At 42.1% G+C, this 25,735-nt stretch carries 24 protein-coding genes and 1 pseudogene; 22 read left to right on the top strand and 3 right to left on the bottom strand.

The window, feature by feature from the left end:
- Window positions 1–53: 53 nt before the first annotated feature.
- The 10 genes and pseudogenes from R7P72_RS02070 (at window position 54) to R7P72_RS02025 (ending at window position 10,448) form a co-directional block, all read left to right on the top strand.
- Window positions 54–653, top strand: coding sequence for a hypothetical protein (locus tag R7P72_RS02070; protein ID WP_017633753.1), 600 nt, complete (start codon window positions 54–56; stop codon window positions 651–653).
- A 9-nt stretch (window positions 654–662) separates the two neighbouring features.
- Complete coding sequence (locus tag R7P72_RS02065; protein ID WP_213906995.1) at window positions 663–2,156, top strand: type VI secretion system-associated FHA domain protein; 1,494 nt, start codon at window positions 663–665, stop codon at window positions 2,154–2,156.
- The gene (tssJ, locus tag R7P72_RS02060; protein ID WP_005386118.1) at window positions 2,149–2,649 is read left to right on the top strand and encodes a type VI secretion system lipoprotein TssJ; all 501 of its coding nucleotides are present in this window, start codon (window positions 2,149–2,151) and stop codon (window positions 2,647–2,649) included. Before R7P72_RS02065 ends, tssJ begins: the two co-directional genes overlap by 8 nt.
- Window positions 2,650–2,660: 11 nt before the next feature.
- A complete protein-coding gene (gene tssK, locus R7P72_RS02055; protein ID WP_005373357.1) occupies window positions 2,661–3,986 on the top strand; it encodes a type VI secretion system baseplate subunit TssK in 1,326 nt (441 codons plus the stop codon).
- Window positions 3,983–4,774 (top strand): type IVB secretion system protein IcmH/DotU, encoded by a 792-nt coding sequence (gene icmH / locus R7P72_RS02050; RefSeq protein WP_005373354.1) that lies wholly within the window; start codon window positions 3,983–3,985, stop codon window positions 4,772–4,774. Before tssK ends, icmH begins: the two co-directional genes overlap by 4 nt.
- Window positions 4,775–4,921: 147 nt before the next feature.
- A pseudogene (locus tag R7P72_RS26355) lies at window positions 4,922–5,369 on the top strand (DUF4150 domain-containing protein); the annotation flags it as partial.
- Between the two features lie 1,022 nt (window positions 5,370–6,391).
- On the top strand, window positions 6,392–8,548 hold the full coding sequence (locus tag R7P72_RS02040) for a hypothetical protein (RefSeq protein ID WP_213906996.1): 2,157 nt from the start codon (window positions 6,392–6,394) through the stop codon (window positions 8,546–8,548).
- Window positions 8,541–9,299 (top strand): hypothetical protein, encoded by a 759-nt coding sequence (locus tag R7P72_RS02035; RefSeq protein WP_005373345.1) that lies wholly within the window; start codon window positions 8,541–8,543, stop codon window positions 9,297–9,299. Before R7P72_RS02040 ends, R7P72_RS02035 begins: the two co-directional genes overlap by 8 nt.
- 31 nt (window positions 9,300–9,330) lie before the next feature.
- Window positions 9,331–9,834 (top strand): hypothetical protein, encoded by a 504-nt coding sequence (locus tag R7P72_RS02030; RefSeq protein WP_005373343.1) that lies wholly within the window; start codon window positions 9,331–9,333, stop codon window positions 9,832–9,834.
- A 203-nt stretch (window positions 9,835–10,037) separates the two neighbouring features.
- The gene (locus R7P72_RS02025) at window positions 10,038–10,448 is read left to right on the top strand and encodes a hypothetical protein (protein ID WP_005373341.1); all 411 of its coding nucleotides are present in this window, start codon (window positions 10,038–10,040) and stop codon (window positions 10,446–10,448) included.
- Window positions 10,449–10,562: 114 nt separating this feature from the next.
- Here the strand turns inward: R7P72_RS02025 and R7P72_RS02020 are convergent, their stop codons facing one another.
- Window positions 10,563–11,699 carry a multidrug effflux MFS transporter gene (locus R7P72_RS02020; RefSeq protein WP_213906997.1) on the bottom strand — a complete coding sequence of 379 codons (1,137 nt, stop codon included), beginning with the start codon at window positions 11,697–11,699 and terminating at the stop codon, window positions 10,563–10,565.
- A 99-nt stretch (window positions 11,700–11,798) separates the two neighbouring features.
- On the opposite strand from R7P72_RS02020, the gene R7P72_RS02015 reads away from it, so the two are divergent.
- Window positions 11,799–12,572, top strand: a complete 774-nt coding sequence (locus tag R7P72_RS02015) for an AraC family transcriptional regulator (RefSeq protein WP_213906998.1) — start codon at window positions 11,799–11,801, stop codon at window positions 12,570–12,572.
- 90 nt (window positions 12,573–12,662) lie between these two features.
- On the opposite strand, the gene R7P72_RS02010 is transcribed toward R7P72_RS02015, so the two are convergent.
- Window positions 12,663–13,571 carry a LysR family transcriptional regulator gene (locus R7P72_RS02010; RefSeq protein WP_213906999.1) on the bottom strand — a complete coding sequence of 303 codons (909 nt, stop codon included), beginning with the start codon at window positions 13,569–13,571 and terminating at the stop codon, window positions 12,663–12,665.
- Between the two features lie 135 nt (window positions 13,572–13,706).
- On the opposite strand from R7P72_RS02010, the gene R7P72_RS02005 reads away from it, so the two are divergent.
- The 9 genes from R7P72_RS02005 (at window position 13,707) to mnhG (ending at window position 21,773) form a co-directional block, all read left to right on the top strand.
- On the top strand, window positions 13,707–14,426 hold the full coding sequence (locus tag R7P72_RS02005; RefSeq protein ID WP_005373333.1) for an SDR family oxidoreductase: 720 nt from the start codon (window positions 13,707–13,709) through the stop codon (window positions 14,424–14,426).
- Between the two features lie 393 nt (window positions 14,427–14,819).
- On the top strand, window positions 14,820–15,755 hold the full coding sequence (locus tag R7P72_RS02000; protein ID WP_258654890.1) for a universal stress protein: 936 nt from the start codon (window positions 14,820–14,822) through the stop codon (window positions 15,753–15,755).
- Window positions 15,756–15,864: 109 nt separating this feature from the next.
- Window positions 15,865–16,056: a hypothetical protein gene (locus R7P72_RS01995; protein ID WP_005373328.1), complete on the top strand. Its 192-nt coding sequence runs from the start codon at window positions 15,865–15,867 to the stop codon at window positions 16,054–16,056.
- A 164-nt stretch (window positions 16,057–16,220) separates the two neighbouring features.
- Window positions 16,221–18,890: a hydrogen gas-evolving membrane-bound hydrogenase subunit E gene (gene mbhE, locus R7P72_RS01990; RefSeq protein WP_213907001.1), complete on the top strand. Its 2,670-nt coding sequence runs from the start codon at window positions 16,221–16,223 to the stop codon at window positions 18,888–18,890.
- Window positions 18,890–19,243, top strand: coding sequence for a Na+/H+ antiporter subunit C (locus tag R7P72_RS01985; RefSeq protein WP_169572761.1), 354 nt, complete (start codon window positions 18,890–18,892; stop codon window positions 19,241–19,243). The genes mbhE and R7P72_RS01985 overlap by 1 nt, the downstream gene beginning before the upstream one ends.
- On the top strand, window positions 19,240–20,736 hold the full coding sequence (locus R7P72_RS01980) for a Na+/H+ antiporter subunit D (RefSeq protein ID WP_005373322.1): 1,497 nt from the start codon (window positions 19,240–19,242) through the stop codon (window positions 20,734–20,736). Before R7P72_RS01985 ends, R7P72_RS01980 begins: the two co-directional genes overlap by 4 nt.
- Window positions 20,733–21,209 (top strand): Na+/H+ antiporter subunit E, encoded by a 477-nt coding sequence (locus tag R7P72_RS01975; protein ID WP_005373320.1) that lies wholly within the window; start codon window positions 20,733–20,735, stop codon window positions 21,207–21,209. The genes R7P72_RS01980 and R7P72_RS01975 overlap by 4 nt, the downstream gene beginning before the upstream one ends.
- The gene (locus R7P72_RS01970) at window positions 21,202–21,480 is read left to right on the top strand and encodes a cation:proton antiporter (RefSeq protein ID WP_005373317.1); all 279 of its coding nucleotides are present in this window, start codon (window positions 21,202–21,204) and stop codon (window positions 21,478–21,480) included. Before R7P72_RS01975 ends, R7P72_RS01970 begins: the two co-directional genes overlap by 8 nt.
- A complete protein-coding gene (gene mnhG / locus R7P72_RS01965) occupies window positions 21,480–21,773 on the top strand; it encodes a monovalent cation/H(+) antiporter subunit G (RefSeq protein WP_005373314.1) in 294 nt (97 codons plus the stop codon). The genes R7P72_RS01970 and mnhG overlap by 1 nt, the downstream gene beginning before the upstream one ends.
- A 19-nt stretch (window positions 21,774–21,792) precedes the next feature.
- On the opposite strand, the gene R7P72_RS01960 is transcribed toward mnhG, so the two are convergent.
- Entirely contained in the window at window positions 21,793–22,500 is a 708-nt protein-coding gene (locus R7P72_RS01960) for a GntR family transcriptional regulator (RefSeq protein WP_005373312.1), read from the bottom strand.
- A gap of 180 nt (window positions 22,501–22,680) precedes the next feature.
- On the opposite strand from R7P72_RS01960, the gene R7P72_RS01955 reads away from it, so the two are divergent.
- Both R7P72_RS01955 and R7P72_RS01950 read left to right on the top strand, forming a co-directional pair.
- A complete protein-coding gene (locus R7P72_RS01955) occupies window positions 22,681–24,009 on the top strand; it encodes a 6-phospho-alpha-glucosidase (protein ID WP_005373308.1) in 1,329 nt (442 codons plus the stop codon).
- A gap of 55 nt (window positions 24,010–24,064) precedes the next feature.
- The gene (locus R7P72_RS01950) at window positions 24,065–25,615 is read left to right on the top strand and encodes an alpha-glucoside-specific PTS transporter subunit IIBC (RefSeq protein ID WP_017633701.1); all 1,551 of its coding nucleotides are present in this window, start codon (window positions 24,065–24,067) and stop codon (window positions 25,613–25,615) included.
- The last annotated feature ends 120 nt before the right edge of the window (window positions 25,616–25,735 follow it).

Genomic DNA, 25,735 nt, shown 5'->3' with positions numbered 1-25,735 from the left:
TAATTGATATCTTTCGCCTCTAAGTAGAATATCGGTTTTCCTAGAGGGACGAAATGCTAAAACCAAGTCAAATTGGGCTGATTTCAGCCATGTGTCTATTTTCTTCTGTTGCAATGGCAAAAGGGGAGCGATATGGACTCTCTACCAGTATGTTGACTATCGATAGCATTAAATACGATGAAGGTAAAAGTGGTGAGCAGGATACGCTTAGGTTCGGCTTGGTTCATACTCGTCCTATTGATGAAAACAATAACCGTTGGCGTTGGTGGTTAGGGCTAAACTATCTAGCAGAAGATATTGAAGCGCCAGCAAACGGCTTATATCAAGAAGCGACGAACTATGAACTTCGTGTTGTTCCTCAATATGCGTTGACTTCTTGGAGTGTTTTCACGCCATACGTTGGTGCGGGCTTGTCTGTCGGTTACTCGCAATATTCTAATCGCTGGCAAGTAGACCAAGAGGGCTATCGTTATGAGAGTGTTGAAGACATCGACCAGTTTGAGTTAGGTGCGGTTGTGACCCTTGGTACTGCTATAAAGTTAGGCAGTAATCCTGACGCCCATATACAAATTATCCCGCAGGCCTCTTATATCCTTCCGGTTGTAAATGATGGAATTGGTGGGCTTGAACTATCAGTTTCTTTGCTCTTTTGAGGTTCGTAAATGTACTCAAATCAGCTAGTTTTATTTATCTCAAAGTGTCCAGAGGAATACACCGGTGCAAAGCATATTGAAATGCCTGAAAGTGGTGGTTCGATAGGTCGTTCCCCAAGCTGTAGCGTGTCTTTAGCCGATCACAACCGCTTTATATCGGGCACTCATTGTTTGCTCAGCGTGTATGGAGATACCTATTATATAAGTGACGTATCAACTAACGGCACAATGGTAAATGGGAATAAAATATTAAAAAATCAACCCGTTGCGATAGTTGATGGCGACATCATTTCTTTAGGGCAATATGAGATTGGTGTTTCTCTTGAGCACGTTACCTCAACACTAGACATCGCCGCTGATATTGCTCCTGAGCGAGTATCTAGCGATCCTCTGGTTAGTCTAGGAGATGCGGTTGTCGAAGAGGAAGAAAAAGTCGGTGCCTTAGAAGATTTGTTTATGGAGACTAAACAGGATGACATTGATTGTCATGATCCTGTTGCTCACCTTAACTTTTCGATGCAGCGAGATGACGATTACTTAATTCGTGATAATGAGCGTACAGAATCTGAACAACCTAGAACCGTGGAAAGCACACGTCAGGTGGTCGATGACAGTTTCAGTATATATTCCGAATTTGATCAACCAAGCCTAATCCCTGAAGACTGGATGGCTGTGGAAACCAAGAGTAACGCATCGGTCAATGATGCATTAGCGCCAGAAAGCGGTAAGGCACATAGAGCCGATATTGCCTCAGCTGAGGTGATGCAACTTGGCACAGTAGCCCCAGATAGCACGATTCAAAGACAACATCGTACGCATAATGTTACTGAGATGGTCGTAGAACAGGCTAACACAGGGTCAAAATGGGAAGAGATGACCCAATCTTTTACGCCTTCTCCTAACACTAATCAGCAACTTCAAATACCTACGGCAGAGCACGCGATAAACAGTACGACGAAAGCACAAGTCGATACTGATGCGGCCGTTTGCTCTCAAGATATAGCGCAAGCGTTTTTTGATGGTTTGGGTATTCGAAACCCAGAGTTGATGACAAACGAGGCGCAGTTATTCAAGCAAATGGGTACTTGCTTGCGTTTATGTATTGATAACCTACAGAAAGAGTTGCACGAAGTGGAATCGTTAAAAGATGAGCAGAGTGCGAGTGAGGCTAACTCGAACATTGCAGAGCTAATGCTTACTTTGAATAGTCAGCAATTACTGGCTCCAAATGAACTGGTTGAACAAATGCTCGATGAGCTGAACGACCACCAAGTTATGTTTAACAAAGCACTGAATGAGCTCATTTTAGAACAGTCAGAAACGAACGATCCCGTAGCATTTGCTAACAGGGTCGCTAGCCAGTCTTTGTTCTCAACTAAGTCAAAGCTGTGGGCCGAATACCTAGATTTCTACACTAATAATCGTCGCCTGCTTAATGAAACATCCTTAAAAGGGCTGATTAAGAAAAACTATAACAAAGTGATTAAGGGAAACCATGCGTAGTATCGCCGTATTACTCGGATTTGCCATGTTGTCCGGTTGTTCCATGTGGGATCAATTTAAAGAGTCCACTGGTATCACACCAGAAACTTCGTCGATTGAATTGGTTATTGAGGCATCACCTGTACTCAATGTGAGAAATGGGGGCCAGTCATCTCCAGTTATTCTCCGTCTTCACGAATTAAGTTCGCCAGTATTGTTCCGAAGCTTAGATTTCTTTGCCTTGTTTGAGAGCGATAAAGCGTCGTTGGGTGATGAGTACATCAAACGTTACGAATATCAAATACAGCCAGGTGGAAAAGTTCATGAAATGCTAACGCTAGACCCTGACACTCGTGCCGTCGGTTTTTCAGTGGCTTTTCGTGATATTGATGGTTCGTCATGGCGAAAAGTGGAAGTTATTGAAGAGAAGAGCGAGTACTACATCAAGCTCAAGTTAGAGGGCAGTGAGTTAATTTCTGATAACACTCGCGGCATTGAACAGGTTTACTTTTAAGGGATAGAAACATGTCTTTATACAATCCAGTTGTTTGGCAAGATGGAATGTTCATGAAGCCGCAGCATTTTCAACAACTCGATCGTTCGCAAAGTAAACTATCGAGCCTACTGAGTGCCAATGCATCGCCTTTGCATTGGGGAATTAAACGTTTAGAAATCAACTCTCAGTTACTAGCACTGGGTAAAATCGGTATTACTCGTGCTGAAGGTATTTTACAAGACCGGACACCATTTGAGCTTCCGTTGCTTGCTGAGCTGCCTGAAGTGAAAGATGTAGATCCTTCGATTGCCGATAAAGTCGTTTATTTGTGCTGTCCGTTACCATCGGAACGTTCTGAGTTGTTTGGTACCAAAAAAGACGGTGCGCGCTATACGATGGAATCTCAAGAAGCGGTTGACGCTTGTTATGATTCGGAAGACATGGCAAATATCGTCGTCGGTAAGCTTAACTTTTGCTTAATGTACGATCATGAAGATAAGAGTGCTTACACGTCTATTCCGATCTTAAAGATCTCAGAAGTGAAGCCTGATGGCAGCGTGATCTTAGATGATAGTTTCATTCCTACCTGTATCGATATTCATGCGTCGACAGTACTGAGTAAATTTGCGACCGAGTTTGCTTCTATGTTGAAGCATCGCGCGGAATCGATAGTTCAGCGATTAGGGGTGGTGGATCAACAAGGCGTATCATCGGTTTCTGACTTTATGCTATTGCAAGCGCTCAACCGATACGAACCCTTGTTTTGGCATTTCGCCAGCACAGAAGCTGTGCATCCTGAGTCTTTGTATCGAATTCTTCTTCAGGCAGAAGGTGAGCTTTCGACGCTGTGCTCAACGACACGCCGACCTATTGAGTTTACGAAGTACAATCATGGTGATCTTACTAGCTGTCTTTCTCGCGTCCTAGACAGTGCAAAAATGACATTGAGCGTGATGTCTGAGCAAAGAGCAATTCCACTGACCTTAAAAGATCAGAACTATGGCATCAGAACGGCAGCAATCCCTGACAATAAGATCATTGATACGACAACCTTTATCCTCGCAGTTAAAGCCGACGTGACCTTGGATGTTCTGCATACCCAGTTTGTCAGCCAAACGAAGATCGGTTCTATCGATAACATACGTGACTTGATTAACCTTCAACTGCCTGGGATTGAGATCAAACCAATGCCAGTTGTGCCACGCGCGCTGCCGTATCACGCTGGCTACACCTATTTCGAGCTCGATAAAACGGGCGAAGAGTGGATGGCATTGAAGAACACTGCTGCGATTGCGATTCACGTTGCGGGCGATTTCGCTAACTTATCATTGCAACTTTGGGCCGTTCGTCTATGAGTTACGCAGAAACCGACGTCACCGTAGTCTTATTCCAACCAGAGCCTGGCAAACCAATGGAGGTAATGCCAGCGCCTGACTTGTCGAGAAACATCGCAGTACAAGATCTATCTATCGATAACATGGGTATTAACCCGCTAGTGGACCAGTTCTCATGGTTGATCGCTAGTCTGTCTTGTATGTCTTCGATCCCTTGGCTTGATGACCCGATGCCATTTCGTGAACAAGTGGCACGTGAGATTCGAAAAGGTGAACGAAAACTTAATGAAATGGAGCTCGATCGTGCTTCGGTTCTTGTTATTCGTTACTGCTTGTGTGCGGCGATTGATGAATCTGTTTGTCGGCAAGAGTGGGGGGCAAATAGTCACTGGAGCCAGAACAGCTTACTGTCTGAATTCCATAACGAAACATCTGGTGGTGACAAGTTTTTCGTTATTCTCGACCGCTTAAAAGCCGACCCTCGCAAATACCGTCACGTTATAGAGTTTCTCTATTTATTGCTTCAACTTGGTTTCCAAGGCAAGTACGGCCGTGAAGAGCGTGGTAACGAAAAGTTAGCGGAAATTGGCAGCACCATTTATCGATTAGTGCGAGATGACCGCCTAGCAGAACAAGAAAAAGTTTCTTTAATCAACCTTAAAGCTAAATACCTAAAGAAGCCGTTAAAAAGGGTAATTTCACCCAAGCTGATCTTGAGTCTTAGTGCGATGACGTTTGCGCTTATGTATGCGGCAACCTACATCGTCATAGACTTAAAATTTCAGCAACTGCTTGAAATGTATAGATAACCAGAGATCTAAAATGAGATCTTCTGTCAGTTTTAGGGCTTATTGTGAATATCACTGGTCTTTTAGTGAAATTCACTAGTTATTTAGAGAGATTGCAGTTTGCGATCTCTTTTATCATTCAATCAATAAAATTCAAATGGATTGGTTATGGGCGTAACAGTTGGTGCGAATGGACTTTCGATAGTTCATAAAGGCTCAGGTGGTGAAGCGAATGCAACGCTCCCAGATGTTTGTTTAACTAAGGTCGGCAAGCCAGTCGTTCCTATCCCTTATGGCAACAATGCTAAATCAGCAGACCTTGCAGGTGGGACTACGACAGTCTCTATGGATGGCGGTAACAGTGTCGCTATCAAGGGCAGTACGTTCTCAAAAAGTACCGGCGATGCGGGCGGTGACAGAAAAGGCGTTGCCTCAGGCACGATAGAAGCCGAAGCAAAATTCATTTCAGCTTCACCAACGGTTAAGTTTGAAGGTAAGGGCGTATGTCGCCTGTCCGATCAAATGACCATGAATAAAGCCAACACTGTGTGTCTTGGCGGCGCACAAAATCCATCGGTTTCTGTGAGTGAAGAGCAGGAAGGGACGTATACGCTGGATATAGAATGCAAATATCCAAATGGGCTCCCTTACTCTAATGCACAATTTTCTTTAGTCGAACCTTCAGGTGCTGTCATTGGGAGTGGAGTGCTGGATTCTAGCGGAAAAGCATCTGTTAATGGTCTCGCTCTAAAAGAATGCAAGTTAGTGCTCAGTGAAACTCAAGACTCTTACACCCCGAACCAATCTTTAGCTGAAAATATTGTGACGGAAACTTACCCTGATCCGAATGATTTTTGTACGTTTGTCGCAGGTCGCCGCTCACCATTTTGGGAAGATCGTGTTGGGGTTGCTAATGACTGGGGGATATTGATGTCCCCATCCTTCAGTGATGATGACTTTAAAGACATTGTGTTAGAGCAAAGCCGTATATCGTCTCCTTATGCGATTAGTCAAAATCACTCTAAAGACTTTTCTGATGCTTATGTTTCGGCACTTTATCACATCCAAACTGATACTACTGCGCTAGAGAAATATGAACCTTTAGTTGAACTGCTCTTGGAGCAAGTGCACGAAAATGGCGATATATTGAGAGTCTTATATCAAGCTGATGTGTTTGAGCCTCCCTATGAATTATTAGCGAAGCTTCGCTTTTTAGGGACTGGGAATACTGTGAAGTATTTGCAGTTTGTTTTATGGACGTTGATAAACAATCAAATCTGTTCATACATCGATGAGCTAAACAGTGAAATCATCGGTCGTTTAGATTTCATACAAAGCCAAGCTTCTGCAAGATCGTTGAGTTCTGTTGAAGAGGGTATAAACGGTTATAAAAAAGCACTTAACCACTTCAAACAAGCACTTCCTGACGTCATTAGCCAAATTTTCGAAACCAAAAATGACACCCTAATTTCTATATCGGCAATGGCCCTTGGGAGTACCGTTAACATAGCGAGCCAATCTAGCTTTGCTACTAATTTAGGTAGGGTTAATGCGGTGGTGTACACGAAGTCAAACAACTTGAACCGCCCATCATTTGTCACTTTTGACGATAACTTTTCTGACTAGGACATTTAAATCATGGATGCAGTTTTTCCGATAGCGCAACGAGAAGGTGACGCTTACTACACGCTCAGTGATTTTACGAAATTGTTTGATCAAGCTAAGAGCGGTCGTTATTTAATAGGACAAGGGTACGGTTGGCATAGTGGCATTCACTTAACATCAAAAATGTTACCGTGGGGGAAAGGGCTCAGACCTATTCAAGCGATGCTTGATGGAAAAATAGTGACATTTCGCATAAATCCTGATTACCTAACATCAACGTACCAAGAGCAAGAGTTTAAGTATAGTAATAACTTTGTGCTTATCGAGCATGAGGCTGTAAACCCCGAAGATAATGAAGATGTATTTAAGTTCTATACACTTTATATGCACCTTGCGCCACCTTCAGATATTGGCGCCAATTCATCTATAACCACGCGTTACCGTTTACAAGAAGCGAGAAATGTACGCACTTTCAAACATAGTGATGTGCCTACTAATTCTGGTGAAAAAAAACAGTCGATGTCTAAAGGAACATTACTTGAATACCTGTATGCAGAAGAGAAGGAGACCCATCCATACCAGATCGACAAAAATACCTACAAAATGATAAAGTGCCGTGTGGTAGAGAATGGTAAATCGGCAAGTGGTAGCGAAAAAGCACTGTTAAACAAGATTGTTTGGTTTGCTTCGGGTCTCAATAGTGACTTTGACATTTTAGAAGATTCCTCTGCTGTCCTATCAGAACCAGTTTCAGAACCTAAATGGATGTCGGACAAGGCGGCAATGATTAGGGACGGTAGTGTGGTTTCTTTACTCCCACTCCTATTTAGAGAGGGGATAAAGGTTTCAGCTGGGGAAGATATCGGTTACATGGGACTGCATGAGTACAGTAACGATGCAATTGGAACTAAGAAAGAAGATAATCGTGTGCATATCGAGATGTTCTCTTTTGAGGAGCCGCCCGAATTTTTCAAAAAACAGATTTCTCCCAAAAATGCGGAAGAAAATCCACTTGTTGTTCTCGATGGGGCCGATAGTAGCGGTGCCGTTGATATGAGTAATTCGTTTATTCAGCAATTACTTGAATCTGTGACAGAAGATCAAGTAACGGACTTCTCCTCGTTCACTGCTCGCGATGCCAAAGTATACTTAGACGGTAAGCGTAAACACTTTGAGCGATTTATTGTGAAACATCCTACAGATTGGCATACAGAGTCGTCACAAAGTCTTTATGAATCAATCCATCAGACCGCAAAGGAAGCTCTAGATATTAAGTGCTCCGCTGGTTTTGTGACTATAGAGGACTACCGTAACTCCCCATGGCGCGATCAAGTGATGGATAGCTTTGATCTTTTCTCGCAATTCGAACTGGAAAGAGCAGATAAGTTTTCATGGATGCAAGATTTACATGGTGATTTGCAACTAAGCGATGATAAGAGCCTTTGGCATTATTGGCCTTTTGTAGGAAATCACACCCAAAGTAAATGTTTCTGTAATCGTGATATTTCCAAGAGTTTTTTACTTGAAGTCTTAGGTGGAAAAGAAACTATTTTTGAGAACTCTCATTATGACAGTATGAGAAATGTTTCTTTAGATGAGTTATTAAATAGCTTGAATGACATGTTTAGGACGTATGAAATCGATGATTGTTTGAATAAAATCCACTTTCTGTCTCAAGCATTTCAAGAAAGTGATTTTTTCAAAACGACGGAAGAGTACTATTATAACGGGAAATATCCAGAGAAATGGAATAAGTACAGAGGTGGTGCATTCTATCATGGACGTGGTTTATTACAGATAACACATATAGAAAACTATGCTAAATACTTTGGTGTGAATACTAAAGATCTTACAAAAGAAATGATAGAAAGCGTTGCTAAAGATTTACACACGGCAGTAGATTCTTCAGGGTGGTTTTGGGTAAAAGGTAGTGCTTGGGGAGATATTCGTCCATTCGCTACCAAGAATGATCTATTTCGTGTAACGATCTCAGTAAATGGTGGTTACAATCATTTGTTAGAGAGAAAAAATAACTTATTAAAACTTTCAAAGTTGATTAATTGTAATTCAATATCCGATAACTATGACTTTAGTAAGTTTTATCTTAAGGATAGTTCAATGATCAATAAAAATTACTATAAAAGAAGTAAGAGTGTACATCACAAGCTGGAGTTAATGATAAATGAATAAAATGATTACATTTAGTTTAATCTTTTTATCAACATATTCTTTTGCAGAAAGCAGTATTACGCAAGAGCAAAAATTCACAGAGGCTGAGGGGCCTTTTTGTCAATATTCTCTAAAAGCAAATGGAACTTCATATGATTTTAGCTTTTTTGACTCATGTGGCACAAGCGATTTAATTAAATTGAATGAAGAGCTTTATTTGGTTGACTTGACTAATGGTAATATAAATAGCGAAGCATACTTTATTTTTGACACAGAAAAAAAAGAAGTTCCAAAAGAGATTGGTAGTTTGAACCTTAGTTATGACATTTACGATTATGGTTTTGATATTATCGATCATACATTATTGGACAGAGATAATGGTAAAATAATAAAAAACGCTAATAATAATTATACTGGCGTGTTGTCTTACATTTTCCAGAGAGATAATTTTAATATGAATATACCTAAAGATAGGATTTTGTATTGGAATAGAAATGGAGAAGAGAATTATTGTTCTTCTACAATAGTTTTTTCTGCTAATTATGACGAACATAGGCGAGATGTTTGCTGGAATAGTTTTTCATCAAGATATGAATATGTTGAGATTATTGAAGGTAGAGTAAGTTTAAGGATAAAGGGAGAGTTTGATGGAAGGCAGTTTAAGTTTGATAATAATGGTGAAGAACTGACGATTAATCCATATAATGGAAAGTATAGTACTAACAAAACCAACGAAAAATTCCCTGATGAAGACTATTTTAATATAAAGTGAATATATTGTTTTTATTTTTAATGTAGTTGAAATGCTTAAATTCAATGAAATTTATAAATCAATTGTGATGGTCGGGTTTTCATTTATTGTGTCGTTTTCAAATTTTGTAAGTGCAAGCTGCAACCAAAATTCTGTCATATTTACGTGTGATTTAGAAAATAAAGGTGGCAGTTTGAAAGCTTGCTTTAATCAAGCTGAGAATTCGATGTACTTCGTTGTTGACGAAAATGGGTTGAAAACAGTTTATGCCCCACGAAAGGGGAAGAGTTTAGATAACTATAAATGGATAGATATTTCTCTTGAAGAACCTGAATTCATTCCTTTGAAATTTGAAGTAAATGAAAACAAGAATGCGTACTTTTCATTGACTAGAGGTGGTGGACGGTTGAGTGTCGTTGCTAGCTTCGTTGACATGATTGAAGATGAAAATGCTGTTGAGTACTACTGTGAATTGGGAACTGAAACAGCTCTGGATCCCAACGTTAGATTAAAAATAAAACACGTAAAGCCTAATGAGTTTGAAGCTTGGGGTTAAATAGCAATAGATTCCGGTGAGAGCCTAAATAAAATTCATTGTAATAAAAAGTTAGCTTTTCTAGAAAATCTACTCGAGACGTTTGGATAAGAAATGTTCAGATAAAAAGCGCCGAAAGGCGCTTTTTATTTTCTTTAAAATAAAGTATGGTCTCCCTCCTTTTAAAATGGTAAGTGTTGAATAATTCAACAGTGGTTAGGTAAATGAATAAAATAACTAAACTCGCTTTGGCTTTGTCCGTATTGACATCTGTTGTTGGGTGTCAACTGGTCTCAAATACGCCGATGCAATCGACAGCAACGAAGGAAATAATTGAAAAAGCAAAGACAGAGTTTGATGGACAACGTTTTTATAAGTTGAATGAATATGATGAAGAAATCAACGTTTCAGATGACGGGGTCATTACCTTCAAGTCTTACTTACCACGCAGCGGCGGCTATGAATGGGTACCAATTGTTATACGCGATACTAGTTTTCGTGTTTCTTGCGATTATTTCAGTGAATATGTTGAAGCTGGAATGGTTGTTCAGGTTCAGTTTGTAGGTAAACGCGGGCGCATTGAAAATTACGACAAGCAACGTTGTGAAGAGTTTGGCGAGCCAACATGGCAATAAGATCTATGGATAATTAAAGCGCCGACAGGCGCTTTTTATTTACGTTTTAGTTAACCGTTAGAAAAGATGTAGACCAATCTTCGGAAGATTAGGCAAGCAATGCGTAGTATCTGGTCACAAGTTGGTATGAACTTGCCTTTTAGAAAACGCTAATAAAATCGCTAAACAGCTACATGCTAATAGAACGACACCTAAGTTTTGTGCTGTTCCAGCCATCGCTAATCCCGTCCCGATCATGATGTAGTACATGAGCCCAAATAAAGCGCCTGCGCTACCTACCTGTTGTTTATAATCAACGAGTGCGTCACTGAGTATATTGGGTATCGCAATCCCATAAGACATGACGACTAACACCATTGGAGCAACAAACCAGATTGATTGGCTCAGAATCAACACACCGACTGATCCCAAACTAAGCAATACTGCTGAGAGCCAAAGTAGTTGGCTTTTTCGAACATTTTTAGACACTAGGGATTTGTTTAAATAACTCCCAAGCAGAGTGCCTAACCCCAGTACCATGCCACTGTATCCAAATTGTTCGGAGTTATACCCAAGTGCTGAGAAAGTAAATGCGCCAAGCTGGTAATAAGAAAATAGAGCAATGTTATACAAAGCAACCAATAATCCTGAGCGCCAAATTCGCGCGTCTCTTACCATTTCCCAGCTAAGTTGATGCAACCGTACTGGTGTCTGTTCCTTCTGTGTTTCAGGAAGCTTAATAACGTTATAAGCGAGCAATACTAACGCGATTAAAAACAAGGCAAAAAACACATAACGGTATCCACCAAGCGCTGTAAGCTGCCCGCCTAATAGCATGCCAACTACCGGGCTGATTGATATACCCATCCCCATTAAGCTAAAGACTTTACTCAGTTCTTGACCGTCAAACGCGTCACGAAGCATGGTCTGTGTGACAACGGATCCTACCGCGATACCAAATGCGCTTAGGGCTCGCGCGGCCATGACAACAGCAAAGCTTTCGGTTTGAGTTGCGAGTAAAGATGTGCAGCCATAGATAAAGAGCCCAATAAGCATGGTGGGCCTTCTTCCCAGTTTATCTGCGAGAACTCCCCAAACTACAACGCCAATGGCAAAAGCTAGGAAGTAAATCGACAATGTTTGGGCTGCTTGTGCGTGGTTTACATCAAATGATAGAGCGATTGAGCTCAACGCTGGGCTATAGATGGTTTCTACAATTTGCGGAAACATCAACATAACCAGCATGAGCCATAAAGAGGGCTTAGTATTCATATTGTTACCCATCGTTAATGAAGTTGGCGGGCAGTATAAATGAGGCTATGATTGATCTAATAACAACATAAAAACCAAATACATCAATATTCGGACAAAATGGCGCATATTAACGAAAAAACACAATTTGATGCAGACAAGATTACTAATTATGTAGTGGGAATTGCTGCGGATATTGGCAAGCACGACTCAGGTATGCATATGCACAAGAAAGGGCAGTTATTGTACGCACCTCAAGGTTGTATGAGTTTTGCTCTGGAAGACTCGATTTGTATTTTGCCACCGACAAAGGCGGTTTGGATCCCACCTAATACGCCGCATCGCGCACTAATGACGAATGTGGTGGCGTACCGATCTTTGTATTTTGATTGTGAGGAGTTTGCCTGTCCGAGTAAGATCACGATGATAGAAGTGAATAATTTACTCCAAGCTCTTATTGATAAAATGTCATTTTGGGAGTGGGATAAGCCTAGCAGCGAGATGGTAAATACGACGGCGCTTTTTTGGGAGGAGTTTTATGCTACGAAACGTTATTCGTTTCAGTTGCCTTTGCCATCACATCGGCGCTTAACAACGTTTCGTCGAGAGTTGGTTGAACCTTCATTTCTAGCTCCTTCGCTTACTACTCTTGCAAGCAAAGTTGGGGCAAGCACCAAGACGGTAACACGATTATTTAAGTCGGAAACGGGAATGAACTATCAAGATTGGCGGCAACAGTGGAGGCTTTTAAAAGCAGTTGAATTGTTATCAACGGGCATGCCAGTCAGCGCAGTTGCCGATTGGCTGGAGTTTTCGTCAGACAGTGCTTTTATTGCATTTTTCAAAAAGCAAACTGGACAAACACCTCTGACGTTTATGAAAACCAAGCCTTAAGAGTCAAAATGCTCACACTCTTTCTAGAACAACCCCCAGGTTCACAGGCTCAGCCTATAAAGCATACATAGACAGGTACCAACGTGCAGGTTACTTGTCTTTACTCTGCAGTTTGCGAAAGTATTGCGTGGTAAAATCAACAAAGGCTCGGATGCGTTTTGGTTGATGTCGGTCGTGATGATAAAGGAGTGAAAATTCCACACTCGGAATGCTCCAATTGGTAAACACTTCTTTTAGCTTGCCTGTCTGGAGTTCTTGTTGACAATAAAGTGCTGGCACACGGATGATGCCATTTCCCGCCAAGGCTGCTTTTATCATTACTCTGCCACTCTTACATCGTAACTGTCCACGTATCTGGTGTTCCGTTGACTGCTTTGTATTCGTGTTCTCAAATGCCCACCGTGTCACACTACCTGTCAAACAAACGTGTTTTTCTAAGTCCTTTGGATGCGAAGGATAGCCATATGTTTCTAAATAGTTTGGGCTTGCGTATGTCCCCATTTCCACATCGATCAGTTTGCGAGCGATAAAGTTGGAGTCGTCTAACTTTCCCATTCGAAAAGCGATATCGAATTCATCCGCGATTAAATCGACACGATGGCTACTAAAATCTAAGTTAATGCTCACTTGTGGGTGTTGGATTAGAAACTGAGCAACGATATCTGCGACAACGTCTTCTCCTAAATAGCCCCCCACACAGTTGATACGAATGTCACCTCTTAAGTCTTCTACATCATCAACCACTGCCATAACAGCTTGATCAATATTGTGAAGGGCAGTTTCACACTGTTTATACAGAACCTTGCCTGCTTCGGTGAGGTTCAGTGTTCGAGTGGTCCTTTGTAGCACAGTGACACCAATCTGTTGCTCCAGATTTGTTATTTGACGTGAAACGTGTGAGCGAGAAACGCCAAGTTGCTCTGCTGCTTTCGTGAAGTTTCCTAGTTGAGCGATTAGGACGAAAGAGCGAATATCCGCAAGGTTGATGTGTGTTTGCATGATGACTTCTTCATAATTCAAAAAAGTATTGTTGCAGTATAACAACAGTGTTTCAACTAGGTCGGTATATATCAACAAACAAAGTTTTCTTAAACTTACCGCCACTGATGTAAACCGTTCGATTAAGGATTCAAAATGAAAAAGTTAATTGTTATTACAGGCGCTAGTTCAGGCATTGGTGAAGCGATTGCACGTCACTTCAGTGAACAGGGCCATGCTCTTCTTTTGTTAGCAAGACGTGTAGAACGTTTGGAAGCATTAAACTTACCAAATACGCTTTGTGAAAAGGTAGATGTGACCGACAAAGCTTCTTTTGAGGCTGCAATTGAGAAAGCTGAAGCGTTGTATGGTCCGGTAGATGCACTTGTAAATAACGCAGGCGTTATGCTTCTAGGTCAGATAGATACTCAGGAAGCATCGGAGTGGAAGCGCATGTTTGATGTGAACGTAATTGGCTTGCTCAATGGCATGCAGTCCGTCCTAGCACCTATGAAAGCACGTAACAGTGGTACGATCATTAACATCAGCTCTATTGCGGGCAAGAAAACATTCCCTGATCATGCTGCTTATTGCGGTACCAAATTTGCGGTTCATGCTATTTCTGAAAACGTACGTGAAGAAGTTGCATCATCGAATGTTCGCGTTACGACGATTGCACCTGGTGCAGTGGAAACGGAATTACTTTCACATACAACGTCTCAAGATATTAAAGATGGTTATGACGCCTGGAAGGTGGATATGGGCGGCGTGTTGGCAGCAGACGACATTGCACGAGCAGTGCTGTTTGCTTATCAGCAACCGCAAGGTGTATGTGTTCGTGAAATTGCTTTGGCACCGACAAAACAACAACCTTAACATCGAGTTACGGCGATTTTAGGTCACTAAAGCCGTAAAACTTTGCATATCGATTCGTGATTGAGATGGCATCTTTAAACTAAGTTGCGTGAAAATTTAGGTCATCCATTTAAATCCGGACACTAAGTGTGTTATTGCTTATACCCAAGTTACTCAAGGTGAGAAAAAACTTTGAGTAATTTGGGTTTTTATTTGGTCTCAACTTTAGGTAGCGGAATTTATTTAGGTCGAAGGCGATAGTTGTGAAGAAAGGAGAGTGTGACGTAAAACAAAATGAAGCAATATCCGTCTCTTAATGAGAATTGATTTCATCAACGTCACAAGCCGTTACAATTATCCGTTAGGTATTATACTTTGTGGGTGGTTAATATTTAACCAAACAAGGAGGTGTGTATGAAACGATTCGCAAACATACTTTTTGCAACACAAGGATTGCCAGGCCATAGTGACGCCCTCGAACAAGCGATGAGGATTGCATCTAGCAACAAAGTGCCTGTCTCAGGGCTAATAGCGTGTCCTGATTTCCCAACAGACATGATCCAGTATCAGCAAAGTTATGAGCAATCGCTGCAAGACTCCCTCAAACAAAGTATTCACGAATACAGACAGAAGCTGGGACTCTCTGAAGAGGATCTCGCATTTCCTCTTACTGTGAAAAGCAGTGAAAAGCCCGCTGTCTGTATTATTCAAGAAGCATTAGCTGATAACAAAGATCTCATCATCAAAGAAGCTGAACCGCTCGGTGAAGGTGCTGAGGGTTTCAAAGCTATTGATATGACTCTGTTACGAAAATGCCCTTGTCCGCTTTGGTTGCACCGACCAATTGATAAGCCAAGAGATAAGCGCCGTGTTGCTGTGGCTATCGACCCATTAACGGCAAGCGATGAACAGCACTCATTAGCCGTGCGTTTACTCGAATTATCGCGTTCGATTGCCGACACCTGCGATAGTCGTTTACACGTGATTTCTTGCTGGGAGTATTACTTAGAAAACTACCTAAATGGTAACGCTTGGATTCAAGTCGATGATGCTGAGTTGAAACATGAACTCGACAAAGCAAAAGCCGATCATAAACAAGCTCTGCAAAAGCTGTTGGAGGAGTCTGGGATTACAGGTGAAATTGTGATTCACCACCTGCATGGAAAACCCGACGAAAAGATTCCAGATTACGTAGAGAGTATTGAGGTAGACGTGCTGGTAATGGGAACCTTAGCGAGAACTGGTATATCTGGCTATGTCATTGGTAATACGGCTGAAAATATTTTGCAATCGATTAACTGTAGTTTGGTCGCTCTTAAGCCCGATGGTTTTGTCTCACCGATTCAGTAATTGGGGTGTAACAAAGTTGGGTTTAAGTGATGTTTTAGGTAAAGGAGGGAGATGGATCTCTAGAACATGGAATTATCAATGTATCAATAAGTTATCAGAGGAGAGTGACATGAAAAACCTATGCCCGAAATGCCACACAGAAATGATAGAACGTTCGAATGTTTATGTTTGTCCGAGAAATGATATCGGTGACTGCACCTACGATGCATTCGAGTTAGCTGATGACGATAATCCATATACATTCAGCCAAGAACACGTAAGTAGTGACCTACGTTCTTATGCCGTAGCAGACAGCAAATAGCGGTTTGTATCGGCGTTCCTCTAAGTAGCACTCAGTGATTACTGTTTGCTACTTTTCCCTTGGTTTCATGATCGTTTTTGAAGCGCTTGGGCTAAAACAATACAGTGGAGTTTGTCATTTACGCCGGATAGGGCGTATCTTCTTATAATAACGAATGGGCTGCGATGTTGAATAACATAACGGGTAAAGAAAACCTGCCGAAAAACCTAGATAATCAGTTGGTCTTACTGATTTTCCCTGCGCTGCCAGTTTTAATCTTCTCTTTTCTCTTCTATATCTATACTCCTGTAGGCGTGAGCTGGAATGCGGAATGGATACCAAGCCTCGATATCAACCTTAGCTTTAGATTAGATGGTCTTTCATTTCTTTTTGCGGGACTGATCAGTGGGATTGGCGCACTGATTCAAATCTACGCTTTGGCTTATTTACGAGAAAGTGATAGCCGGTTTTCCTTTCATTTGTATCTAACCCTATTCATGCTTGCCATGCTAGGGATTGTGATGAGCGATAACATTCTGTTGTTATTTGTTTTCTGGGAACTCACCACCATCACTTCTTACTTACTGATCGGGTTTAATCACGAAAATAAAACGTCTCGGAAAAACGCCTTGCAGTCGCTGATTGTTACCGGTGCTGGTGGACTAGCGTTGCTAGCTGGTCTTATCTTGCTGGGAGCAATGGCTGGGAGTTATGAGCTAAATACCATTATCGAGCAGGCAGACACTATTGCGCAGCATGAATGGTTTATCCCATCTCTAGTGCTCATACTACTCGGTGCATTTACTAAATCTGCGCAATTCCCGTTTCATTTTTGGCTACCTAACGCGATGGCAGCTCCCACTCCGGTCAGTGCGTATTTACACTCGGCAACAATGGTAAAGGCAGGCATTTACCTATTAGCACGTTTATCGCCAGTTTATGCCCACAGCGAGATCTGGTTTTATGCTTTAGTCATCACTGGGAGTATCACGGCCATTTGGTGCACATTTGTCGCATTAAAACAAACTGACTTGAAGCTGATGCTAGCCTACAGCACGAATGTTGCTTTGGGTAAATTAACATTATTACTAGGTATGGGCACAGATTTGGCTGTTAGTGCAGTATTGATGTTTATTCTCGCTCACTCTTTCTATAAAGCTGCGCTGTTTATGGTGGTGGGTAATATCGACAAAGCGACAGGAACACGAGATATTGATCAATTGTACGGTCTGAAGTCAGTTCTCGTCATCAGCATGGTTGCGGGGAGTTTGGCTGCATTGTCTAAAGCGGGGTTCCCGCCGTTGTTAGGCTTTTTGAGCAAAGAATACATGTACAAGTCCGCAGTAGAGCTCAATAACTGGATCGCCTTTGTACTATTAATCGTGAATATACTGATGGTCGCGCTAACCATTATGCTTATTGCGAGACCATTCTTTGCTCGCCGTGATCTCGTGCCGATTGAAACTAAACCAGTTGAGACAAAAAAAGCCATGTGGATCTCGCCTTTGCTCTTGGCACTTGGCAGTCTCCTGGTCCCGTTATTCGGTTTAAATTGGTTAGATCGCAATATTATTTTTCCGGGCTCTGCTGACATTCTGCCCACAGCAGCTCTTAAAGAGACATCACTATGGCATGGCGTGAATGTACCGTTAGTGTTAAGCGTTATTACGCTAGCGTTGGGGTATGTGGTGTACCGTGTTTATCCAGCTGTGTCTGCATTTTTTCAGCGGTTACATCTATTCGTCCCCAAAGCGGAGAATATTTTTGAACGACTATTAGATGGCATGATGACAGTGGCGAAGTGGCAAACGGCGCGGTTACAGCAAAAGAAATTGAGTCGCTATGTCCTATTATTTTTCACGGTACTTGCCGTTGCGTTACTGAGTCAGGTAGCGCTTATTCCTCTGCCTTTGGTTGGCGAACTTTCAAGTGTCACTTTCTATGAGATTGGTATTGCCTTATTGTTGATTGGTGCTGCGCTCGTATGTACGTTGTCCCACGCAAGACTTCTTGCGATTTCTGCGCTTGGTATGATTGGCTTCATGACCACGCTTGTTTTTATGATTTATAGCGCCCCGGACGTTGCGAAGACTTTACTGTTAGTGGAAACATTAATGGTGGTCTTTCTTGCATTGTTAATGCGTCATATGCCGCGTCTAGCCACCGTGCCCAAGCATTCAATAAAACGTAAAGTAGCGAATATTTGCATAGCAGGTGTGATAGGTGTTTCGGTTACTTTACTTTTGTTAGGAATCACGTCTCAGCCGATGGACTCTTCGGTGTCAGATTTCTTTGCAGAAAACAGTGTCCCGGGTGGACATGGGCGAAACATTGTTAACGTTATTCTGGTCGACTTTCGCGCATTTGATACATTGGGAGAAGTTGTCGTCGTTGTTATTGCTGGGATTGCGGCAGTGAGTTTGCTTAAGACAAGAGCGAAAAAGCAAAATCGTATCCAATCATTAATTTTTGCAACCACGGCACACATTGTTTCGGCACTCATGCTCGTATTTTCAGTGTATCTGTTGTTACGTGGTCATAATGAACCGGGTGGTGGCTTTATTGGTGCGTTGATTGCCGTTATTGGTTTATCACTTCTCATGTTCGCGGAATCACCGAAATACGTTCGTTCTAGGTTGTATTTCAAACCGTTTCTCATTGCGTTATCTGGCATCGCATTGAGCTTAGTTTCTGGTGCTTTGAGCTTTGCGTTTGATAAACCGTTTTTGACCGGACTGTGGTGGAAGGATGTTATACCCCTAGGGACGCCATTGGTTTTTGATGTTGGTGTTTACCTTGCCGTTATAGGTGGCGTGATGGGTATGCTGCTTCGTATTAATGAGGAGCTAGAGTGATGGAAATAGTCTGGAGTGTTGTCGTTGGAGTATTTGTCGCAACAGGTGTTTATTTAATGCTTGAAAAGCATATCTTGCGCCTTTTGTTCGGCATCATGTTACTCAGTAGTGCGGTTAACCTTGCTATTTTTACCGCTGGGAGGCTGACGCCCGGAGAGCCGCCATTGATTGGCGATAATGCTCTTTTACCACCAGATAGCGCGGCAAATCCTTTACCTCAAGCGCTTATCTTAACTGCGATAGTCATCGGTTTTGGACTACTTATTTTTGCTTTAATGCTGTTCTATCGAGCTTATAAAGACACTGGAACTGCAAACGTCGATGAAATGCAACGTTCTGAGGAGGGTCAATGAGTTCGATTTTGCTTACGTTACCGGTTGTTCTCTCGCTGAGTACGGCGTTGACTATCTTCTTCGTCCGTCGCTCAACAAAAAGTGTTGAGTGGTTGAGCGGTGTAAGTGCGATTTCGAACCTTTTCGTTGCGGGCTTTCTCACAGAAAACATCATAAGTAATGGTATTCAAGCCGTTGCTTTTGGTCAGTGGAGTGCGCCATTTGGTATCGTGTTTGTCGCAGATTACCTCAGCGTTGCTATGGTGATGATCACGGCGGTGATTGGTGCGATATGTGTTTTCTACGCGATGGCGGACCTTCACCGAAAGCCCTCCTATAGCAATTACCATGCGTTAATGCACATGTTGCTTGCTGGCGTTTATGGCGCTTTCCTGACTGGAGATATTTTTAATCTGTATGTTTGGTTTGAGGTCATGCTCATTTCATCATTTGGTTTAATGGTGTTAGATGCAACGAAAACTCAAGTTGATGGTGCAGTAAAGTACGTGATGTTGAACCTGATTTCGACGCTGGTATTTTTGCTTGCTATCGGCTTGTTGTATGGCGCAACGGGCACCTTGAACTTGGCCGATCTCTACACCAAAGTAGGGGAAAATGAATTGAGCATCAACATGATGCTGTCCGCGCTATTTTTGTTTGCCTTTTCTATTAAAGCGGCACTCTTTCCTTTATTTGCTTGGTTGCCAGCTTCTTATCACACGTTACCAAGCGGTGTGGTGGCACTGTTTGCCGCGTTGCTTACTAAAGTCGGTGTATACGCGTTGATAAGAGTCTTTACCTTGGTATTTCCGCTCGCCGAGAGTGGTTGGCAACCGACGTTAATTTGGGTCGCAGGGCTAACCATGTTAACGGGCGTTTTAGGAGCGGCTAGCCAATTCGACATTAAGAAAATTCTTTCTTTTCATATTATTAGCCAAATAGGCTATATGATCATGGGGTTGGCTATTTACACTCCCTTAGCTTTAGCCGGTGCCATTTTCTACATTGTTCATCACATCATTGTAAAAGCGAATTTGTTCTTAATAGGTGGATTCATCGAGCGCAAATATGGCTCTAGTCAACTTGAACATTTGGGTGGGGTATACAAAGCTATGCCTTGGTTAGCGTTCTTGTTTCTTGTCCCTGCGTTTTCTCTGGCCGGTTTTCCACCGCTATCGGGTTTCTGGGGAAAGCTATTGGTCATCAAGTCGAGCATACAGGCTGAATATTACTGGTTAGCAGGTACCGCGTTATTGGTGGGGTTGCTTACCGTCTACTCGATGACGAAAATTTGGAGTGAGGCATTTTGGAAAAAGCCATTTAGAGAGAAGCCAGAACAGACTCTGCAGGCCAAAGTACATTGGTTGTACTGCGTTCCAATTATTGTATTGACAACGTTGACGCTAATCATTGGCTTAGTGGCGGAGCCTTTTTATCAATTTTCCGTTCAAGCTGCAGAACAACTGTTAAATCCGACTGAATACATCAGAGTGGTGTTAGGAGGAAATACATGATCTATCTATTCCTCAATTTTTTCTTAGCGTTAGCGTGGATGATGCTTAATGGCAGCTATTCGAGTCTGAATTTTGTTGTCGGATTTACGGTCGGCTTTTTTGCTTTAAGGTTGAGTCAACCATTTGGATTGAAAACGAGCTATTTTCAACGTTTTGCATCTGCATTGAAGTTATTGGTGTACTTCGCTTATGAAATGGTTATATCGGTTGCGAAAGTGGTGTGGGACGTCGTGACACCTACTCATTTGAGTCAGCCTGATATCGTTTATGTCCCTCTGGAGGTCGATTCTGACCTAGAAATCACATTACTGGCGAACATGGTTTCTTTAACACCGGGTACGCTTAGTTTGGATGTTACGGCTGATAAAAAGTATCTTATCGTTCATGCCATGTTTGCACCTGAACATGAAGAGGTTATTCGCGGAATTAAAGATGGGTTAGAGCATCGAATTTTGGAGGTGACGCGTGGATAGTTGGCTGCAAATAACGGTCACTTTTGCCTATTCTGGGCTACTACTCAGCTTTGTTATGGCTTTTGCTCGTTTAATTCTAGGACCAACGCTAGCTGATCGAGTTGTGGCGTTAGATCTGATTTCATTTATCACTATCGGATTTATTACGGTTTACACCTTAGACAGCGGTGAGGACGCTCTGTTAGACATCGCCATTACATTAGGTTTGGTCGCATTTCTCGGCACGATCGCATTTGCACGTTTGATCGTTAAAAGAAAGGAGAAAGAATAATGGACGTGTTGATTGGACTATTTTTATGCTTAGGAACATTGTTGACCTTGGTTGCAAGTCTAGGTGTCCTGAGGCTTCCTGATTTGTATACCCGAATGCATGCAGCGACCAAAGCTGGAACTGTCGGAGTGAGCTGCTTGTTATTAGCGGTCGCTTTCTCACTCCCTGAAGTTACCGTGATCTCTCGGGTTATCGGTACGATGTTGTTTATCGTTCTCACTGCGCCAGTCGCCTCCCACCTGCTCGGCAGAGCAATGCGAGAGGTCGGATATAAGATTTGGCGCAATGATTAACCATTAGCGTCGAATAGTACTACGTCCTAGTTGAAATAAACTCGAAGCTGTATTGATGAAGTCGGAAGTAATTGACGGTATATTCAAATGCACGACCATCTTCTAGGTAACCAGTGGACTCAACTTTTAGAATAGGGGAAGCTTCTGATTCATTCAGGTATGAGGCCGTCTCTGCATCTAACAAATACGGTTTGACAGACTGACTGCTTTTCGCAATTTTCAATCCTTTGCTATTTTCAATGTACTCATATTTAGAACCATTCATTATGGCTATGCTCAAGTCTGGAAATAACACTGCTGGCATATGAGTGACTTCGTAAATTTCAGGCTCATCATTAATACATCTGAGTCTATGTATTTCATATGTATCATCATTGGGCGAGAGATTTAACTGCTTAGCAACCTGTTCATTCGGTTTTTTAAGTTCGAACTTTATGACTTGAGAGCTAGGCGTTTTCCCCTGTTTACTGACTTCCTCGATAAAACCCAGCAAATGTAAGGCATCATGTTGGGCTTTTAGATCGTTTACATAAGTTCCACTACCTCTTGTCCGACTAATTAAATTATTGTCGACCAGAATTTGTAAGCTTTTTCTGATGGTTACGCGGCTTACGGAAAACTCTTCTTGCAAATCACTCTCTTTTGGAAGCATCGATTTAGGTTGTAGTTCCCCATCTTTGATCTTTTTTTCTAATCGTTCCGCAATGTCTATGTATTTGGGTTTCATAATACCTCGCTAAGTCTTGGATCATGATAGCAAGAATGTGATCTGAGATGTAGTTAATACTTTTCCTTAGGATCTTTGTGTGATTTTTATCTCGTATCTTTGTGCTTACACTTTAAATGTATCATAAAAGTATTAATACTTATTTTATACATTTTCAGGATAAACATTTGAGGTAGCGAAATGAAACGTCAAAAATTAACGATTGTTGGTGCTGGCAGTACATACACACTTGGTATGATGAACAGCCTTATTGCCGAAAAAGATAACTTTCCACTCGCAAAAGTCGTGTTTTACGACATAGATGAGAAACGCCAAGAATCGAATGCATTAGCTACTGAAATTCTATTGCGAGAACACTATCCAGAAGTTGAAGAGTTTGTTTATACAACGGATAAATCTGTCGCATTCGCAGATTCGGACTTTTTCTTTATCCAGATCCGCACTGGTGGGTTGGCCATGCGCGAGCGCGATGAACAAATCCCGCTATCCAACTCTTGTGTTGGGCAAGAGACATGTGGCGCGGGAGGAATGGCATATGGACTTCGCTCTATCGGCGACATGATCCAGCTAGTGAACGAGATCCGACAAACGTGTCCAGATGCGTGGATTCTTAATTACACCAACCCGGCGGCAATTGTCGCTGAAGCTTTAAATCGTGAATTTCCGCATGATAAGCGAATTCTAAATATCTGTGATATGCCAGCAGCGATTATGGTCAGCTATGCGCAATTGTTAGGATGTGAAATTTGGGACTTCGTTCCTGAATATTTTGGGCTTAATCACTATGGCTGGTTTACCAAAATTCGTAACAAACAGGGTGAAGACTTAACGGACAAAATTAAAAATATCATCCTAAAAGAAGGGATCAGTGCGGTTGATGCGGAAATAGCGGATGACCCATCGTGGCAAGCCACATTCAAAAACATGAGAACAATGCTTGCTGATAATCCAGAGTTTTTGCCGAATACGTATCTTCAGTACTATTTGTACCCTGAAAAAATGGTGGCGAAAGAGGATATCAACAATACCCGCGCAAGGCAGGTAATTAACGGCCGTGAGAAACGAGTGTTCGAATTGAACGCAAGAATAATTGAAGCGGGCACCACGAAGCACGAAACACTGCATGCCGATATCCATGGTCGATACATGGTGAGAGTTGCGGCTTCGCTTGCCTACAACTTGAGCGATGTGTATCTCGTCATCGTACCGAATAATGGTGCTATTACAAATTTACAAAATGACGCCATGGTAGAAGTTCCAGCTGCGCTAACTAGTGATGGACCGAAAGCTTTTACTGTAGGAAAAATCCCAACCTTCCAAAAAGCCATGATTGAGAGCCAACTTGGTTACGAGAAATTAGTTGTGGATGCTTGGTACGAAGGAAGTCAGCAAAAGCTGATTAATGCACTCACACTTAACCGTACCGTGGTTAATGTGCCAAAAGCTAAAGAAATAACAAAACAATTACTAGAAGAAAATAAAGCCTACCTTCCTCAATTTTTTCAATAACAACTGGACGTTCGGGGCCTACTTGTAGGCTCCGTGAATGAAACAAGAGGTTTATATGAAAGACATTATTCAAAGGTTCGGAGCCGCGATGTTTGTTCCCGTTCTATTATTTCCAGCAGCGGGCATGTTATTGGGTTTCTCTGTTGTGCTGTTAAATCAAGAAGTGTTTCCTTGGGCACTAGAGGGGAGTGCTTGGGTTAAAGTCTCGACGATCATTTTACAGGCATCTCTCGCTGTATTTAAAAATATGGCACTTATTTTTGCCGTTGGGTTACCTATCGCTTTAGCTAAAAAAGCATCTGGTCGCGCTGTACTTGCAACACTCGTTTCCTACATTACGTTTAACTACGTTATTGGTGGAATCCTTCAATTTTGGGGACCAGAACTGGGCGTGAACTATACGGAAGGTGAGCGAGGTTTGACTGAAGTTGGTGGCATTCTAACGCTTGATACCAACTTACTAGGTGCCATTTTAATTGCAAGTCTCTCTGTTTGGGTTCACAACCGATTCTTTGATAAAAAGCTACCGGATTGGGCGGCTGTATTTGGCGGAACGCCATTGGTTGTGATCATTAGTTTCCCCATTATGGTCGTGATGGCAATTCTAACTTGTTTGACTTGGCCAAGTATTCAGCATGGTATTAACAATCTGCAATCATTTTTGGTTTCTGCTGGATCGTTAGGGGTATGGCTATTTACGTTTTTAGAGCGAATCATGATACCAACGGGGTTGCATCATTTCGTATATGGTCCCGTTTTTTATGGGCCAGTTGCAGTCGATGGCGGAACGGTTGCCTATTGGATTCAAAATATACAGACATTCGCCCAGAGCTCGGAAAGTTTAACGACACAATTTCCTCAGGGTGGTTTGATGTTGACGGGAATGGGTAAAGTGTTTGGTTGTACGGGTATCGCACTAGCACTCTATTCAGTTGCGAAAAAAGAAAATAAAAAGATGGTGATGGGGTTAGTGCTCGGAGCCGCAATCACAGCAATTCTTACAGGGATAACCGAACCAATAGAGTTTACATTCTTATTTATCGCACCTGCGCTGTTTGCTTTGCATGCGTTGTTATCTGCGACAATGGCAACGATCGCCTTTATGTTTGGTGTTTCCGGTAACTTTCAGACTGGCTTGATAGACTTCATTTTCCAAAACTGGTTGCCTTTGGCTGGTAACCATGCAGGAACATACGTGATTCAGATTATTATTGGTCTCATGTTTACTGGTGTTTACTTTGTTACGTTTCGCGCGCTTATTTTAAAATACAACATACTTACTCCGGGACGTGAAGGTGCAGATAGTAAGTTGTATTCCAAAGCTGACTACAAAGAAGCGAAAGCGGTCCATAACAGTAGCGCAAGTCCGTCACAAGCTAGTGCCTTTATTGAAGGTCTGGGTGGAAAAGAAAACATTGAATTGTTAACTAATTGCGCGACGCGTTTGCGTGTTAAAGTTAAAGATGTCTCTCTTGTAAAGGAGAACGCATTTTTCACACAGCACGGAGCGGTGAATATTGTTAGAAATCAAGAGAGCCTTCAAATCATCGTTGGTTTAACGGTGCCACAAGTTCGCGAAGATATGAGCCAACTGATAAAAGCTTAACCCCCAAACTAATGCTCCAGCTCATATGGCTCAAAGGTGAGATAGAATTATCTCACCTTTTTTGTGTACATGAAGCATATTTCGCGCAGTTTCCACGAAAGTGGGGAGGAGTTATTGAGC

The organism is Vibrio sp. Vb0888 (assembly GCF_033338835.1).
GTDB classification, from domain to species: domain Bacteria; phylum Pseudomonadota; class Gammaproteobacteria; order Enterobacterales; family Vibrionaceae; genus Vibrio; species Vibrio alginolyticus.
This window is presented reverse-complemented; position numbering and strand designations above follow the sequence as displayed.